Consider the following 15,477-nt stretch of genomic DNA (forward strand, 5'->3'; position numbering starts at 1 on the left):
CCCCCAACAGACCTTTTAACTGGTGCTCAAGGCCTGTTTCATCTGTTCGACCGCCCCACCCAGCGTTTCGGCCAAAGTCATCGATACGTTCAGATCATTTCCATCCATGATCTGAATGGCCTCGTTCGTGTTCAGGAACTGGCCCATTTCGTCAAAAATGCTCTGCGCTTCGGCCTTGGCGTTGGGCAGCTTGTCCTCATTCGCGGCGTCAAGGCCCAGAAAGGCCGCATTCAACCGGGTATAAAGATTGTCGGAAAATCCGGTCAGGCCGTTATCGGCCAAAATCTGGCAATTGGGGTCTGAGAAACCCGCCAACTCTTTCCGCAAGGATTCGATCTGACCATTGGCCTGAGTGCAAGCCGCGTCCCAGATATCGCGCACGCGTTTGGCGGCTTCCCGACCAGTCGGACCGGGGTCAAGGCCTGCGGGGGTCGCATCAGCGCTGGCCAATTCCTGTTCGATCATCGCCAGCGCTTTCAGCGCAATCGGGTATTCCCCGGCCTCGGCCCGAGTGACCGCTTGCGCATATATCTTTTTGGGCTTTGCGAACTGTGCCGCGTCCCGTTTCAGGGCCGCCGCCAGAATCGGTGCAATCCGGGCGCGCTCCTGTTCGTATTTCTGCTTGCCTGCCAGAGCGTCAGTCTGCCGGGTTTCGGGCTCCGCAGTACTCCCCGCTTGAATCTGGCCGGACAGAGCTTTGAGAATTTTCAACGCCATCTCAAAATTGCGCGCATCCGCTTCGGCCACCGCCTTGACCCAGGCCGCGTTGGCTTTGCCGCCGTCGATCCGGCCTGCATCGATCGCTTTTTTCAGAACGGGCTCAAACTTGGCCGAGCCAATTTGCCATTTCTTTTCGTTCAGATCGATAGGTGCAGGCGCTTCCTCGGGTTGCTGGTCTGCAGCGGTCATCGACTGAATCACCCGTTTGGCGACCTTGATCGCCCCGGCATAGTCGGTCTCTTCATCGCCGATCCGCACCGCATAGGTCCAAGCGGCTCTAATCTTGGATACATCGCCAGTCGAGGTCTTGAGGAATTGCAGTATTTTGGGTTCAACGGTCGATTTCAGCTGTTCCCATTTCGCTTGAAGCGGGTCGGGAGCTTGGGTTTCCGCGGTATCGCCCTCGGCATCCGCATCTTCGCCATCCTGTTCGATCAGGTTTCCCTGAGCATCCAGGATACACACTTTCATAGGCAGCTTGGCCAAAGTCAGAAAGGCGCGGGTCTTTTTGGACAGCCCGCCCAATTCATCGGAAAGAAGGGTCAAGTTTAGCGTATTGCCGTCAGCGTTACAGGTTCCAAAGGCGACCTTGGGAGTTTCTCCGGCCTTTTTCGCGTTTCGGCCCAACAGGTCTGGGGCCTTGATGCGGTCCAGCAGGAAAACGGTAGTGTCAGATTTCTTCCCCAAGCAAATAGCGAAATTGAGATCCCGTTTTCGGGCCGCAGCAATATGACCTTTGAGGTCTTTTACTATTGTCTTGTCCAATGCCATCTCTATGCCTCCCCCGAGCGCAAGAAAACGCGACGGTGCTGGCGGTAAACAAGATTTGCGACAGCACTTGGTAACGATCACACTTATAACTTCGCACAAATTTGAAATCTTTGCGCGCAAAACTCAACGAATTTTTGGTTTCTTTTGTGTTTAGTCTATACCTTTGGAGTGTTTATCCGCCCCAACGCGTCCAAAACGGCAGCGCCGGTTTTAATTCCATCCAGAAATCTGACAATCTCCAAATTCTCATTTGGTGCGTGGTTAGCCTCGTCTGCGTTGGCATAAGGAATAACGAAGGCGTCCTTGCCTAATATTTTTGTAAAGACGTAATCTGGCAGGGATCCCCCTACCGTGGGATAGATCAGAGGCTCGACCCCGCGGGCCGCGACAATCGCGTCGCGCAGTGGTTTGGCATATGGGCTGTCCAAGGGTGTCTTCGACGGCAGCATCCCGTTGTGGCGCACCACCTGAACGTTCGGGGCATTTCTGGCGACATGAGCCTCGATCCGCTCGAAAACGTAATTTGGCGTCAGCGGCTCGACCAGACGCACGTCGCATTTGGCAAATGCCTCATTCGGTAGAACCGTCTTGCCGCCGGGTCCGCCATAGCCGCCATGCAGGCCATTGATGGTCAGCGTCGGGTGGAACATCAGCCGGTCCCAATAGGGGCGCTCGAGCGGACCGTCCATCTGATCCAGTGCCAGATCTTCCATCACCGCCTTTTCGTCGTCAGGCAGGCGAGCCACGGCGTCGCGTTCCAGATTGGTTGGCGGCATCACCGGTTCGGTCAGACCCTCAACCGTGATGTTGCCGTCGGCGTCTTTCATCGTGGCCAACAAGTGAACCAGCGTCCAGATCGGGTTGGGCACCACGCCGCCGTAATTGCCGGAATGCACATCTCGGGCCGCCCCTTTGGCCACCAGATCGAACGAGGCCACGCCACGCACGCCAAAGGTAATCACGGGCGCGCCGCTTTCATGCAGGGGCCCGTCCGAGGTGACAACCAGATCGGCCTGTAGCCGATCCGCGTTCTGTTGCACGAACTCGGCGATTTGGGGTGAACCAATCTCTTCTTCACCCTCCAGCAGGAAGATGATGTTGCAGGGCAGGGTGCCATTCACGGCCAGATGCGTCTCAATCGCCAGAAGCTGCGCGAAGTGCTGCCCCTTGTTGTCGCCAATCCCGCGGGCCCAGATGCGGCCATCCCGCAGCGTTGGCTCGAAGGGCGGGCTGACCCACTGGTCCAGGGGGTCAGGGGGTTGCACGTCATAATGACCGTACAGCAGCACGGTGGGCTTTTCGGGATCAACGGTGGCGTGGCCTAGCACGAAGGGATGTCCCGGTGTTTCGACCAAACCAGCATCGAACCCAAGATCGGAGAGAAACCCGACCAGCATGGTCGCGACCTCGCGTATGCCAATGTCATGGGCCGAGATCGACGGGTGGCGCACATAATCCATCACCCGCGCGATGAAACTGTCGGCCTGCGTGTCGATATGGTCGAAAAGGGCTTGGGTCATTCTGTGTCTTTCATAAGCAATAGAGCGCCCGATGGGTGGACCGTCGCGGCCCATCCGGGTGCGATCAAGGCGGTGGTGTCCAACTGGGTCAGGATTGCCGGTCCGGTGATTGTGGCCTCGGCTCCAAGCGCTGCGCGGTCATAGATAGGCGTCTCGGCCAGCCCGGTTGGCCAATAGACCTGTTGCATCTGCAAGGGTGCGGGCTGGTCAGTCTTGTCCAACGTCGGAGTTTGCACCGGAGCGGTCTTGCCGACGGCCTCGATCCGCAATGTGACCAGCTCAATCGGAGCATCCAAAACGAAGCCGTACAGAGACCTGTGCGCCTCGCGGAACCGGGTTTCCGTATCGTTAGGTGTTTCGGCCCAATCGATCGCGATTTCCCCACCCTGTCCGTGAAAGCGCAATAAGGCGCGGGCCTTAAGCGCCCTCTGCTCGGGTGCAATGCCTTCGTGATCCATCCAATCAGAGGCATCTTGCGTCAATTCCGCCACGATGCTGTCTCCCAAATCCTGATCGACCGGGCCAGGCTTGGGCAACGCCCGGGTGAATTCGGCCTTCATGTCGGCGGCCAACAACCCTGCGGCACAAAGTAGCCCAGGCGCGGCGGGGATCATTACTTGGTTGATCCCCAGTAAATCGGCCAAAGCACAACCATGCAGCGGGCCAGCCCCGCCAAAGGGAACAAGGGTGAAGTCGCGCGGGTCATGGCCGCGCTCGACGGAAACGGTGCGAACCGCGCCCACCATGTTGTTGTTCATGATGGCCAGAATGCCCTGCGCCGCCTCTTCGGGTGTCAGGCCAAGCGGGCGGGCGACATTGTCGGTGACGACGCCTTTGGCGGCCGTAACATCCAAAGACATCGCGCCACCCAGCAGGGCATGGGGCAGGGTGCCCAAAGTGACATGCGCGTCGGTGACGGTGGCTTCGGCCCCGCCATGCCCATAGGCCGCCGGTCCGGGCCGCGCCCCGGCCGAGTTTGGCCCGACCGACAGGGTGTTATGGGTCACCGCAGCGATAGACCCGCCCCCGGCGCCGATTGTCACCATATCCACCATCGGCAGGGATAAAGGCCATTCACCCACTTTGCCCTGTTGGGTCAGGTTGATCTGCCCGTCGCGGATCAGGCAGATATCGGCAGATGTGCCGCCGATATCCACAGTGATGATATCCTTGATCCCGCAGGCCGCCGCCGCATCGACCGCGCCCACCACGCCTGCGGCAGGGCCAGACAGTGCGGTTAAAGCGGGCGCCGTGCGGATCGCTTCGGTCCCCGCGACACCGCCATTGGATTGCATCAGCAACAGAGGCGAGCTCGCCTGCGCTTCGGCCAGCCGGTTTTCCAGACGTGAGATATAGGTTGATACCCCCGGCATCACATTTGCGTTTAAGACGGTGGCCAGAGAGCGTTCGAATTCGCGCACCACAGGCAGAACATCCGTAGAGCAGGTGATGGCGACATCTGGCAGCGCTGCGCGCAACAGCTGGGCCACGCGTTTTTCATGAGTGGGGTTGGCATAGGCGTGCAAAAGGCAGATGGCGATGGCCTCGACCTGCTGGACGCGCAGGCTGTCCACCAGCGCGGTCACGCTACTTTCGTCCAGTTTTTCGACCACATGACCGCCGGTGCCGATCCGTTCATCGACCTCATGAATGCGGTCTGCCGGAACGGGCCTTGCGGGTTTAACCCAAGTGAACAGATTGGCGTGGCGCGGGATGTCTTGTCGCCCGATCTCAAGCACGTGGCGGAATCCGCGGGTCGTCACAAGGGCAGTGCGCGCGCCTTTGCCTTCGAGGATCATGTTCGTGGCAACCGTCGTACCGTGCAGAACGCGCGACAGGTCGGCGGCGCTAAGCCCCGCATCCTCCAACACCATGTTCACGCCGGTCATAAACGCCTGCGACGGGTCGCTGGGCACCGAGGCGGTCTTGGACCGCCACACCGCGCCAGAGCTGCGGTCAAGCAACGAGATATCCGTGAAAGTCCCGCCTATATCAACGGCCACGGCAAAGGACGGGTCAAAGAACATATCAGACGAGGGCATCGACATACTCCTGTCGGTAAAAGCGGCGGGTTTCGGGCCTGTTGGCGCGCAGGGTCTGCGTGGCTTGCACGTCCAGCGTGTCGCTCGCGACAACCACACCATATTCGGACCGGGCGGCATCAACGGTGACAAAGCCGCTTAGAACATCCTGCAACACGGTCTCTGCGGGCCGGTCATAGGGATGGCCGTAGCCACCACCGCCCCCGGTCTCGATCCGCAGGATGTCGCCGCGTTTGAGCATGTTACCATCCGACAGCGGATCAAGGCGCACCTCTTGCGGCGTGCCCGGGTTCACGATGGCGATGCCATGGCGACCAGATTTGCCGCCGTGAATGCCCCATGGCGGGTTCTGAACGCTGTCGATACGGATGGCGACCATGGTTTCTTCGGCCAGAATTTCATATTCGCGGACGATCCCGCACCCGCCGCGATACCGACCCGCTCCGCCGGAATCCGTAACGATGCCATAGCTGCGCATGGTCACGGGATAGCCCGCTTCCAGAAACTCGACCGGATAGTTTTCCTGCGCCACGAAATAGACCGCATCTATTCCGTCCGCCGTGGACCGTGCGCCATAGCCAACGCCGATCCCATCCGCCAACAAGTAGGGTTCCAGCGTCCCATCCTTGGTGCGGTACTTCCCGCGCATGATGTTGACCACATAGGCCGAGTTCGCCGCCGGGGCTTCACCACCGCCCGCGTTCAACAGCCCGCACATGGCCGAGATCATCCGCATCGCGGTCAGGCCGCGCAGACCCAGTGGGGCGGGGTATTCTGGTTGCAGAAAGCTGCCCTTGCGAAATAGGACCTCGTCCAGCGCATTGGGCCCCCCTGCATTGCAGACCTGACTGGGATCACCCCCCAGATAAAACAGACCCAGTGCCATACCGGGCACGCCGTTGTTCATCAGGTAGTTGATCGGGCCGGGGGCCTGATCGTCACTGTCGCGGGCGTCGAAAGTGAAATGATCCGCACCATCTGCGCCCTTTGCGCGAGTTAGCGAGAAGCGCATGTGGAATGGACCGTTGCCGTGCCCATCTGTGTCAATCGCGTCGGTGAAGGAATAGGTGCCGTAGTCGAAAGTCTCGGCCATCTTGTCCCGCACCAGATTTCGCGTGCGTTCCAGCAACTGCGCCAACGCGTCTTCGGTCACGTCCGGCCCGAAACGGTCGAGGATTTCACCCACTCGGCGCACGCCAAGTTCGACACTGGCCATGAGCGCGCGCATGTCGCCTTCGCTCTGCTCTGGATAGCGGGAATTGCGGTGGAAGATATCCAGCACAGCCTGATTGACGCGGCCCGCCTCGACCATCTTGGTCACGGGGATCATGACGCCTTCCTGAAAGATGTCGGTGGCATCAGGGCTGATCGAGCCGGGACGCAAGCCGCCGATATCGGCGAAATGCGCCCAGCTCATGACAAAAGCGCAGACACGGCCCTCACGAAACACCGGGGCCAGCAGGACCTGATCGTTGGAATGGGAAATCGCGCCGTATGAGCCGTAGCAGTCATTGTACCAGTAGACGTCGCCGTCCTGCATCGTCTCAATCGGGAATTTTTCCAGCACGGGTCGGGTCATGTCGCCAAAGATCGGCACCATCGACCCCACGGCCATCGTGCCATTGCCGTCAAACAGCGCCGTATAGAAATCCTTCTTTTCGCGGATAAAGGCGGAAATGGCCGTGCGCTCGATCAGCGCCTCCATCTCGGATTGCGCGGCGGCAATGGCCCCGCGGATGATTTCGAGCGAGACCGGATCGCACAGCGCTGCTGTTTTAAGCGTTGAGGGCTTGTTCATGGTCATCTCCCATCTGGTGAGCTGAGAAAATGCACGGTGACGCAGACCGTGCGCGTATATGTGGCTGCCCAAGTCATTCTTCGGCGAAGTGACACGCGACGCGGCGCGTTCCTATGGGGCGGGGTATTGGGACTTCGTCGGCGCATCGAGTTTGCGCGCGGGGGCAGCGGTCGCGGAACACGCAGCCCGAAGGCGGATTTCGCGGGTCCGGGGCACCGCTGCCTATGGGCAGGGGATCATGGCTTTGGTCCACATGGGGCGTAGGCACCGCCGCGACCAGCGCCTGACTGTAAGGGTGCAGTGGGGCATGCACGATATCTTCTGTCGGGCCGTCTTCCATGATCCGGCCCAGATACATGACGATGGTGCGATCACAGACATAGCGCACCAGCGCCAGATCGTGACTGATGTAGATCGCCGTCAGCCCCAGCCTATCTCGCACATCGCGGAACACGTTCAGCACGCCTGCCCGCACCGATACGTCCAGCATCGAGACAGGTTCGTCCGCGACCACGAATTCCGGCTGAAGGATCAATGCGCGTGCCATGACAACGCGCTGCAATTGTCCGCCCGAGAGTTGATGGGGATACCGTTCCAGAAATTGTTCAGGATCGCCCAGCCCGACCAACTCCAGCGCGTCGATGACGCGGGTATGCCATTCGTCACGCGGAATGCGGGCGTTGGCCAGCGGTTCTTCCAGCGTCTTTCGGATGGAATAGCGCGGGTTCACCGCATCGAACGGGTTCTGGAAAATCATCTGCGACCGGCTGCGGAAGGCGCGCAGCTCATCGCCCGACAGATCCTTGATCTCTTGCCCGTCAAACCGGGCCGAGCCACCCGTCACCTCCTCCAACCGCACAAGGATGCGACCCATCGAGGTTTTTCCGCAGCCGGATTCGCCCAGCAGACCGACGCTTTCGCCCTTGTTCAGGGTCAGCGTCACGCCATCCACTGCCTTCACGGTTGAGGGCAGCCCCATCATCGCTGAGATCGCGTTGCCGATCTTGTAGTGCAACTGCACGTTTTCCATCTGGATCATCGGGTGCGTCATGCGGCGGTCCCCCATGTCGCAGGATCCAGCGCCACTTCGCGCAAGGTGGCGGCCTCATCGGCGCGGTGGCAGGCGACGTGGTGGTCTGCGGCGGCTTCGGTCAGCGGTGGCTCTGTGCTGCGACACAGTTCGGTGGCGAAGGGGCAGCGCGGGGCAAAGCGGCAGCCTTTGGGCGGATCAATCAGGTCCGGCGGGCTGCCCGCGATAGGGGTCAGAACACCGGTTCCGGCGGATTGCAGATCGGGAAACGCGTTTTTCAGCCCCATCGTGTAGGGGTGCAGCGGTTCATTCAGCAGGGTCGCGGTGTCGCAGTTTTCAACGACCTTGCCCGCGTACATCACCACCGTGCGGTCGCAGATACGGGGTCAGAACCACGTAATCGCAGGGCTGAGACGCGCGCGCGCGCGCTGCGTCATCTAGCCCCGGGGGTTACAGGCGCAGAAATTGAGACCAACTCCTGAGGTCGGGTAGCAAAACCCGGCCATTCATTCACACAGAAGTTTCATTTCTGATGCGTGCAACAAACTCCATGAAGGCGCGGATCACACGGACATCTGCCCGCTGCGTCAGATGAATCATGCTTTCTCCCATTTGCAGATCAACTCCTTCTAGCGGGATCTGCCGGATGCGATCATCCCGGCCAAATTCGGCCTGGGAAACGAACCCGATACCTGCCCCCGAGGCGACCAATTCGCGCACGGCTTCGCGCCCTTCAGCGACAATGGCAGGCTTCAATGTGAATCCGGCGCGCCGGGCTTCATCCTCCAGTTTCTGACGGGTTTTGGACCCTTTTTCGCGAAAGACCAAAGGATGGTTCTGCAATTCGGACATCGACAGAGACAGCAGATCATCCGAGACACGTTCGCGTGCGGCAAATCCGACGATCCGGGCTGAACCAAGGTCCAGCAAGGTCATGTCTTTTCCGGGGGAGGGGCTGCCAACAATGCCGATTTCCGCATTATAGGCTCGCAGTTCGTCTAAAACGTCGTTCGTATTCCCACTGCGGACGGTGATCGTGATGTTGGGGTACGCGGCCCGAAACTGCCCCAGATAGTCAGTCAGGTGATGCGCGGAGTCGGCGATTATGCGCAACTCTCCATCAATGGCTGCGCGAGATTCCGACAGGAAATCTTCGATCTGCGCCTCGGTCTCAAAATATTGCTTTGTGAACCGGAACAGACGCTCTCCGGCGGTGGTCAAGACCACCTGCTTGCGTTCACGCTGAAACAAAAGCAGGTCATGGTCCTGTTCCAACCGTCGGACCTGTTCCGAGACAGCAGGCTGAGTTAGAAACAGCGCTTCTGCCGCGCGAGAAAACCCGCCGTGCAAGGCCACATGATGAAAGGCACGAAGTTGACTGTAACGCATGAGGAACTACTGAAGCTCGATATATAGGCCAAATTTATTGATAGATTGATAATAGCAATTTTACATATGGCAAACCTCGTTGCAAATCAGTCGTGAAAACCTGGTGCAGGATCTTGATATGACCGGACACGACACAGCGATCCCGAAGCCGCAAATGGGCGAACCCTATCTTCTGACACCCGGCCCGCTGACCACTTCTTACGCGGTGAAACAGGCGATGTTGCGGGATTGGGGAAGCTGGGATGAAGATTTCCGTGCCATGACGCGTGAAATGCGTCGTCGGTTGCTGGCGCTGCTGGGCGAAGGTGCGGATGCGTTTGACTGCGTTCCCATGCAAGGCAGCGGCACATTCGCGGTCGAGGCGATGCTGGCCTCGTTCATTCCGAAAGAAGGCAAAGCGCTGGTGCTGGCGAATGGGGCTTATGGGCTGCGTTCGGCGCAGACGCTCGCCTATCTGGGGCGCGAACATGTGGTGTTGGACAAGGGCGACTACCTGCCGCCGCGTGGCGCGGAAGTGGCCGAGATTCTGGCGCATGACCCTTCGATAACCCACGTGATTGCCATCCACTGCGAAACAAGTTCCGGCATTTTGAATCCGGTCGAAGAAATCTCCGAAGCTGTCTACGCAGCGGGGCGCAAGTTGTTGATCGACTCGATGTCTGCTTTTGGCGCAATTGAGCTGAAGCCCTCGGACATCAGGTATGAAGCTGTCGTGTCATCGGCCAATAAATGCATCGAAGGCGTGCCGGGTTTTGGCTTTGTCATCGCCCGCAAGGACGAGCTTGAGGCGGCGAAAGGCAACAGCCACTCACTATCGCTGGATGTACATGCGCAATGGGCGCATATGGAAAAGACCGGCCAGTGGCGATTTACCCCGCCCACCCATGTGGTTTCTGCTTTTTTGGAAGCGCTGAAAGCCCATGAAGCCGAAGGTGGTGTTGCCGCGCGCGGCGCTCGCTATAGCCGCAACCGCGATGCGATGGTTGAGGGTATGCGCGCATTGGGGTTTGAGACGCTGTTGCAGAACCGTTGGTTGAGCCCGATCATCGTGACTTTCTTTTGCCCTGCGGACGAGAAGTTCGTTTTTGACCGCTTCTATGAGTTGATGAAGGGCAAGGGCTTTATCATCTATCCTGGCAAGCTGACTGTAGTGGACAGTTTCCGCGTCGGCTGCATCGGACAGATGGATGAACATGTGATGCGGCAGGTTGTGGCCGCCGCCAAAGACAGTCTGACCCAAATGGGGGTCGCCAGCGCGACACCTCCGGCGCAGGCTCTGAAAGAACGCGCCAAACTGGCCGCATAAGAGACAAGGACACGCCTATGACCATTCAAACTCCCGTGACCGCGAATGAGCGCGTCTACCCGTCCCCCAAAGTCCCCGCCATCGCCATCTGCCTGGACGGGTGTGAGCCGGAATATCTGGAAGTGGCCATTGCCAAGGGCCTGATGCCGACACTTAAACGTATTCGCGAGACTGGCACCGACCGACTGGCCCATTCGGTGATCCCCAGCTTTACCAACCCCAACAACCTGTCCATTGCCACCGGTCGTCCGCCGATTGTCCATGGTATCTGCGGCAACTACCTGATCGACCCTGACAGCGGCGAAGAGGTAATGATGAACGACGTGCGCTTTCTGCGCGCGCCGACCATCTTTTCGCAATTCTATGATGCGGGCTATCGTGTTGCCATGGTCACGGCCAAGGACAAGCTGCGCGCGCTGCTGGGCGCGGGCCTGAAATTCGACGAAGACCGCGCGGTGGCTTTTTCTTCAGAACGTTCGGGCGAGACTACCAAGGCCGAGCATGGCATCGACAATGCCAGTGCATGGCTGGGCATGCCGGTGCCCGAGGTATACTCGGCGGATCTGTCCGAATTCGTCTTTGCCGCAGGCGTCAAGCTGCTGAAAGAGTTCAAGCCCGACATCATGTATCTTTCGACCACGGACTACATCCAGCACAAGTTCGCCCCCGAACAGCAGGGCGCACTGGATTTCTTCGCCATGTTCGACAAATACCTAGCGCAGCTGGATGAGATGGGCGCGGCCATTGTCGTCACCGCGGACCACGGCATGAAGCCCAAGCACAACGCTGCGGGTGAGCCCAATGTGATCTACGCGCAGGATCTGATGGATGAATGGCTGGGCGAAGGTCAGGCCCGCGTGATCCTGCCGATTACTGACCCCTATGTGGTCCATCACGGCGCGCTTGGCGCCTTTGCTACCGCTTATCTGCCCGAGGGCGCGGATCGCGCGGAGATCATGGCCAAGCTGGACGCAAGGGACGAGTTGATTCTGGTGGTGGATAAGGAAGAGGCAATCAAACGCTTTGAGCTGCCCGCCGACCGGATTGGTGACATCGTGATGATCTCGGGCGAGAACATGACCATCGGCACCTCGGCCGACCGTCACGATCTGGCCGCGCTGAAAGAGCCGCTGCGCAGCCATGGCGGCTTGACCGAGCAAGAGGTGCCCTTCATCGTCAACCGGGTCGTTGATCTGGGCAACGCGCCCGATCTGCGCAACTTTGATGCGTTTTTCTACGCCACTACAGCGGCGGCACAATAAGTTATGAAAGATCAGCCCATGACCGAGATCAGAAATGAAGGGATGCGTATCGGCGGTGAGATAGTCTTTACCGACGAGACGGTGCCAGTTCTGTACCCTTACACCAACGAGGTGGTTGGGCACGTCCCCGCAGGCAAGGCCGAACATGCCCGCAAGGCGTTCGAGATTGCTGCTGCCTTTAAACCGAAACTCACCCGCTATGAGCGGAGCCAAATCCTGCAGCGTGCCGGAGAGCTGATCGGTGAGCGCCGCGAATACCTGGCCAAGTGGTTGGTGCTGGAGCTTGGCATCTGCCACCAGCACGCGATTTATGAGACCAAGCGCGCGCAGGACGTTTATCAATTCGCCGCCGCCGAGGCACTGAAGGATGACGGTGAGATTTTTTCCTGTGACCTGACCCACAACGGCAAGGACCGCAAGATCTTTACAACGCGCGAGCCGGTGAATGCGATTAGCGCGATCACGCCCTTCAATCACCCGCTGAACATGGTCAGCCACAAGATTGCGCCCTCAATCGCCACCAACAATTGCATGGTGTGCAAGCCGACCGAATTGACGCCTCTAACGTGCCTGACGCTGGCTGATATCCTCTATGACGCCGGTCTGCCGCCCGAAATGTTCCAGGTGGTCACTGGCTGGCCGCAGGATATTGGTGATGAGATGATCACCAATGACCACATCGACATCATAACCTTCACGGGCGGCGTACCGGTGGGCAAGTTGATTGCGTCCAAAGCAGTATACAAACGACAGGCGCTGGAACTGGGAGGCAATGACCCGCTGATCGTTCTGAATGACCTCTCGGACGCCGATCTGGATAAGGCAGCAACTATCGCCGTGGCCGGAGCAACTGGGAATTCAGGCCAGCGCTGCACCGCGATTAAGCGCATTCTGGTGCAGGACAGCGTGGCGGATAAGTTCGTGCCGCTGGTGCTGGAGAAGGCAAAGAAGATCAAGTTTGGCGACCCGCAGGACCCGGATACCGAACTTGGTTGTGTCATCCATGACAAGGCTGCTGAACTGTTCGAGAATCGCGTCTATCAGGCCGAGAACGAGGGCGCAGAAATCCTCTATCACCCTGGTCGCCAAGGCGCGCTGCTGCCGCCCATCGTGGTAGACAAGGTACCCCATAACAGCGAGCTGGTGATGGAGGAAACCTTCGGCCCGATCATTCCCATCGTCCGTGTGCCAGACAGCGACGAAGAGGTCATGGCCATTTCGAACTCGACCGATTTTGGCCTCAGCTCGGGCGTTTGCACCAACGACCTCAATCGCGCCATCGCTTTTATTAACGGGTTGAACGTCGGCACCTGCAACATCTGGGAACAACCCGGATACCGCATCGAAATGTCACCCTTCGGTGGTATTAAGGACAGCGGCAACGGGGTCAAAGAAGGCGTTATCGAAGCGATGAAATTCTTCACCAACGTCAAAACCTATTCCTTGCCCTGGCCGGGGTAAATTGAAAGGCGTTCTTGTCTGCCGACGACAGAACCTTGGCGCCCGACTCTGGCCGATCGGGCGTCAGCTACGTTTGGCCGCGCTCAGCCGTGCGGATGTACCGCAATTTGAATTCCTGTTCGGCCTGATCATCGACATCGATTGTCTCAGGGTGCCTGAACGATCCTGAGAATGCTTTCGACGTTGAAATTCAGACGTTCTTCCAAAGCTTGCTCGTCCATCATGTTGCGCTGAAACAGAAATGATCCCGTAAAGCGGTTGGTCAGATAGTAATAGCCAATAGCCGCAATCGTAATGTTGAGCTGGGTTGCATCAATGCCCGCGCGAAACTCGCCGGTTTCCTGGCCGCGCTTCAGGATCGACTCGACCATATCGACAAGTCCTCGGGTCGAATCCTGCAAGCTGGTCAGCGATTTGATATGTCGGGCGCGATGCAGGTTTTCACTGTTGACCAAAGTAATGAACTCGGGATTTTTGAGGTAGTATTTCCACGTAAATCGCACCAGGGATTCCAGTGCGTCTGACGGCGACAAGCTTTCGAGGTTCAGCTTGCGCTCGGCGCTGCGGATATCAAGATAGGCCTCTTCCAGAACGGTTCGGAACAAGTCCTCTTTGCTGCCGAAATAGTGGTACAGCATCCGCTTGTTAGCATCTGCGCGCTCGGCGATTTCGTCAACGCGCGCGCCACCCAATCCGTGTTTGGCGAATTCTTTTTTGGCCGCATTTAGTATTCGGGCCTTGGTCGCCTGGGCATCCCGCTTTCTACCCTTCTTTTCTGGTTCGCCCACGTCCTTGGTCCTCAATACTTTTTGCTACTGGCTTCTCTGCAACTTCAATATTTCAAATCCTGTTCCAGCGAAACCATCCAGCCGCGCAATATTGCAGTCGACCGCAGCCCAATTTGCCATCTGGGTTTCCTTTTCTTAACGCTTGACACATGCTCTCGTAAAGAAGTAACTAGTTAGTGCATAAAATTCGCACCTGAGAGGGTGCGTAGCTTGCGCCGAGGGGGAGCGGCACGCGCGTGTCTTTGCTTCTGACTGCGGATCCAAACGGGAGGACGTAATGTCATTTATCAAAAAATACATCGAACAAGAGACGATCACGCGTCGTAATCTGTTGCTTGCATCGGCTTATGGCGTTGGTGGTGCTGCGATTTCCAGCATGTTGGGGGGCATGGCGCGTGCGGCTATTACCGACCCGACAGTTGCATGGTCCTATCGCAACCGCACCAACCCATACTGGAACGAGATTGTTTCGGGCGGCGAGGCGTTTGTCGAAAGCCTCGGCAAGCCCAAGGACTTCCTGACTCACCTGATCAACGAGGGCTCTTCCGAGAAATCCTTGGCGGACGTCAAGGCGTTGCTGTCCAAAACCAATGGTGAATTGGCATTGGCCATCGACACCAATGATGCGCCCAATGCGCGTCCGGTGGTGGAAAGCTGTGTCGAGGCAGGTGCTTATGTATCCACGCTGTGGAACAAGACCGACGACCTGCACCCCTGGGACTTCGGCGACAACTATGTCAGCCACATGAGCTGGTCCGATGAAGGCCCGGCCGAACAGACGGCGCGAATTCTTCTGGATGCAATGGGCGGTTCCGGTGGGGTTGTTCATCTGGGCGGTATCGCGTCAAACAACCCTGCGATCGAGCGTCTGGCTGGACTGAACAACGCGCTGAAAGACTACCCCAACGCAGAATTGCTGGCAGCCGAGCCTGCCGACTGGGATACTCAGAAAGCCAATCAGGTCATGAGCGCTTTCCTGACCCGCTATGGCGACGACATCAAAGGTGTGCACTGCGCCAACGACACCATTGCTTATGGCGTGCTGGAAGCGCTGCGTGCGGAAGGTATCGAGGATATGCCCATCGTATCTTATGACGGTAACCCGCAGGCGGTTGAACTGGTCGGCGAAGGCAAGATTCTGGCCACTGTCTTTACCAACCCGCATTGGGGTGGCGGCATCACGGCAGCGCTGGCCTATTATGCCGCAACCGGTCACTTCAAGCCGTCCGAAGAGCCCAACGAGCACCGCGAATTCTACGGCCCGACCATCATGGTCCGCCCTGAAGACGCACAGGCGTTCAAGGCTGAATATCTGGACAGCGTCCCGACTTATGACTGGAAGGATTTCTGGTCCACGTCGAACGGCCAGATTCAGTATAAATAAAGTGAT

At 58.4% G+C, this 15,477-nt stretch carries 12 protein-coding genes; 4 read left to right on the plus strand and 8 right to left on the minus strand.

Annotation, left to right across the window (positions count from 1 at the left end; genetic code table 11):
• Nucleotides 1-15: 15 nt before the first annotated feature.
• The 7 genes from ACR0L1_RS10055 to ACR0L1_RS10085 all read right to left on the minus strand — a co-directional run bounded on the left by ACR0L1_RS10055 (nt 16) and on the right by ACR0L1_RS10085 (nt 9,270).
• Nucleotides 16-1,491, minus strand: coding sequence for a hypothetical protein (locus ACR0L1_RS10055; RefSeq protein ID WP_480858569.1), 1,476 nt, complete (start codon nt 1,489-1,491; stop codon nt 16-18).
• Nucleotides 1,492-1,646: 155 nt separating this feature from the next.
• Complete coding sequence (locus ACR0L1_RS10060) at nt 1,647-3,011, minus strand: M20/M25/M40 family metallo-hydrolase (RefSeq protein ID WP_480858570.1); 1,365 nt, start codon at nt 3,009-3,011, stop codon at nt 1,647-1,649.
• Nucleotides 3,008-5,053, minus strand: coding sequence for a hydantoinase/oxoprolinase family protein (locus tag ACR0L1_RS10065; protein ID WP_480858571.1), 2,046 nt, complete (start codon nt 5,051-5,053; stop codon nt 3,008-3,010). The genes ACR0L1_RS10060 and ACR0L1_RS10065 overlap by 4 nt, the downstream gene beginning before the upstream one ends.
• Entirely contained in the window at nt 5,040-6,851 is a 1,812-nt protein-coding gene (locus ACR0L1_RS10070; RefSeq protein WP_237217958.1) for a hydantoinase B/oxoprolinase family protein, read from the minus strand. The genes ACR0L1_RS10065 and ACR0L1_RS10070 overlap by 14 nt, the downstream gene beginning before the upstream one ends.
• A 73-nt stretch (nt 6,852-6,924) precedes the next feature.
• Nucleotides 6,925-7,902 carry an ABC transporter ATP-binding protein gene (locus tag ACR0L1_RS10075; protein WP_480858572.1) on the minus strand — a complete coding sequence of 326 codons (978 nt, stop codon included), beginning with the start codon at nt 7,900-7,902 and terminating at the stop codon, nt 6,925-6,927.
• Nucleotides 7,899-8,240, minus strand: a complete 342-nt coding sequence (locus ACR0L1_RS10080) for an oligopeptide/dipeptide ABC transporter ATP-binding protein (RefSeq protein WP_480858574.1) — start codon at nt 8,238-8,240, stop codon at nt 7,899-7,901. The genes ACR0L1_RS10075 and ACR0L1_RS10080 overlap by 4 nt, the downstream gene beginning before the upstream one ends.
• A gap of 151 nt (nt 8,241-8,391) precedes the next feature.
• Nucleotides 8,392-9,270 (minus strand): LysR substrate-binding domain-containing protein, encoded by an 879-nt coding sequence (locus tag ACR0L1_RS10085; RefSeq protein ID WP_170789133.1) that lies wholly within the window; start codon nt 9,268-9,270, stop codon nt 8,392-8,394.
• A gap of 118 nt (nt 9,271-9,388) precedes the next feature.
• Here ACR0L1_RS10085 and ACR0L1_RS10090 point away from each other — a divergent pair, with 118 nt between their 5' ends.
• The 3 genes from ACR0L1_RS10090 to phnY are packed head-to-tail and all read left to right on the plus strand — an operon-like array spanning nt 9,389 to nt 13,299.
• Nucleotides 9,389-10,576 carry a 2-aminoethylphosphonate--pyruvate transaminase gene (locus tag ACR0L1_RS10090; protein WP_480858576.1) on the plus strand — a complete coding sequence of 396 codons (1,188 nt, stop codon included), beginning with the start codon at nt 9,389-9,391 and terminating at the stop codon, nt 10,574-10,576.
• A 17-nt stretch (nt 10,577-10,593) separates the two neighbouring features.
• Nucleotides 10,594-11,838, plus strand: a complete 1,245-nt coding sequence (gene phnA, locus ACR0L1_RS10095) for a phosphonoacetate hydrolase (protein WP_480550552.1) — start codon at nt 10,594-10,596, stop codon at nt 11,836-11,838.
• Nucleotides 11,839-11,856: 18 nt separating this feature from the next.
• Complete coding sequence (gene phnY, locus ACR0L1_RS10100) at nt 11,857-13,299, plus strand: phosphonoacetaldehyde dehydrogenase (RefSeq protein WP_480858578.1); 1,443 nt, start codon at nt 11,857-11,859, stop codon at nt 13,297-13,299.
• Nucleotides 13,300-13,445: 146 nt separating this feature from the next.
• Here the strand turns inward: phnY and ACR0L1_RS10105 are convergent, their stop codons facing one another.
• Nucleotides 13,446-14,087, minus strand: a complete 642-nt coding sequence (locus tag ACR0L1_RS10105; RefSeq protein ID WP_170783546.1) for a TetR/AcrR family transcriptional regulator — start codon at nt 14,085-14,087, stop codon at nt 13,446-13,448.
• Between the two features lie 277 nt (nt 14,088-14,364).
• On the opposite strand from ACR0L1_RS10105, the gene ACR0L1_RS10110 reads away from it, so the two are divergent.
• A complete protein-coding gene (locus tag ACR0L1_RS10110; RefSeq protein WP_170783544.1) occupies nt 14,365-15,471 on the plus strand; it encodes a sugar ABC transporter substrate-binding protein in 1,107 nt (368 codons plus the stop codon).
• Nucleotides 15,472-15,477: the final 6 nt, after the last annotated feature.

Source organism: Ruegeria sp. J8 (assembly GCF_056531925.1).

Coding starts and splice junctions, on each gene's coding strand:
- ACR0L1_RS10060 (WP_480858570.1), bottom strand. CDS start 3,011: ATGACCCAAGCCCTTTTCGACCATATCGACACGCAGGCCGACAGTTTC.
- ACR0L1_RS10075 (WP_480858572.1), bottom strand. CDS start 7,902: ATGACGCACCCGATGATCCAGATGGAAAACGTGCAGTTGCACTACAAG.
- ACR0L1_RS10055 (WP_480858569.1), bottom strand. CDS start 1,491: ATGGCATTGGACAAGACAATAGTAAAAGACCTCAAAGGTCATATTGCT.
- ACR0L1_RS10085 (WP_170789133.1), bottom strand. CDS start 9,270: ATGCGTTACAGTCAACTTCGTGCCTTTCATCATGTGGCCTTGCACGGC.
- phnA (WP_480550552.1), top strand. CDS start 10,594: ATGACCATTCAAACTCCCGTGACCGCGAATGAGCGCGTCTACCCGTCC.
- phnY (WP_480858578.1), top strand. CDS start 11,857: ATGACCGAGATCAGAAATGAAGGGATGCGTATCGGCGGTGAGATAGTC.
- ACR0L1_RS10110 (WP_170783544.1), top strand. CDS start 14,365: ATGTCATTTATCAAAAAATACATCGAACAAGAGACGATCACGCGTCGT.
- ACR0L1_RS10070 (WP_237217958.1), bottom strand. CDS start 6,851: ATGAACAAGCCCTCAACGCTTAAAACAGCAGCGCTGTGCGATCCGGTC.
- ACR0L1_RS10090 (WP_480858576.1), top strand. CDS start 9,389: ATGACCGGACACGACACAGCGATCCCGAAGCCGCAAATGGGCGAACCC.
- ACR0L1_RS10065 (WP_480858571.1), bottom strand. CDS start 5,053: ATGCCCTCGTCTGATATGTTCTTTGACCCGTCCTTTGCCGTGGCCGTT.
- ACR0L1_RS10080 (WP_480858574.1), bottom strand. CDS start 8,240: ATGTACGCGGGCAAGGTCGTTGAAAACTGCGACACCGCGACCCTGCTG.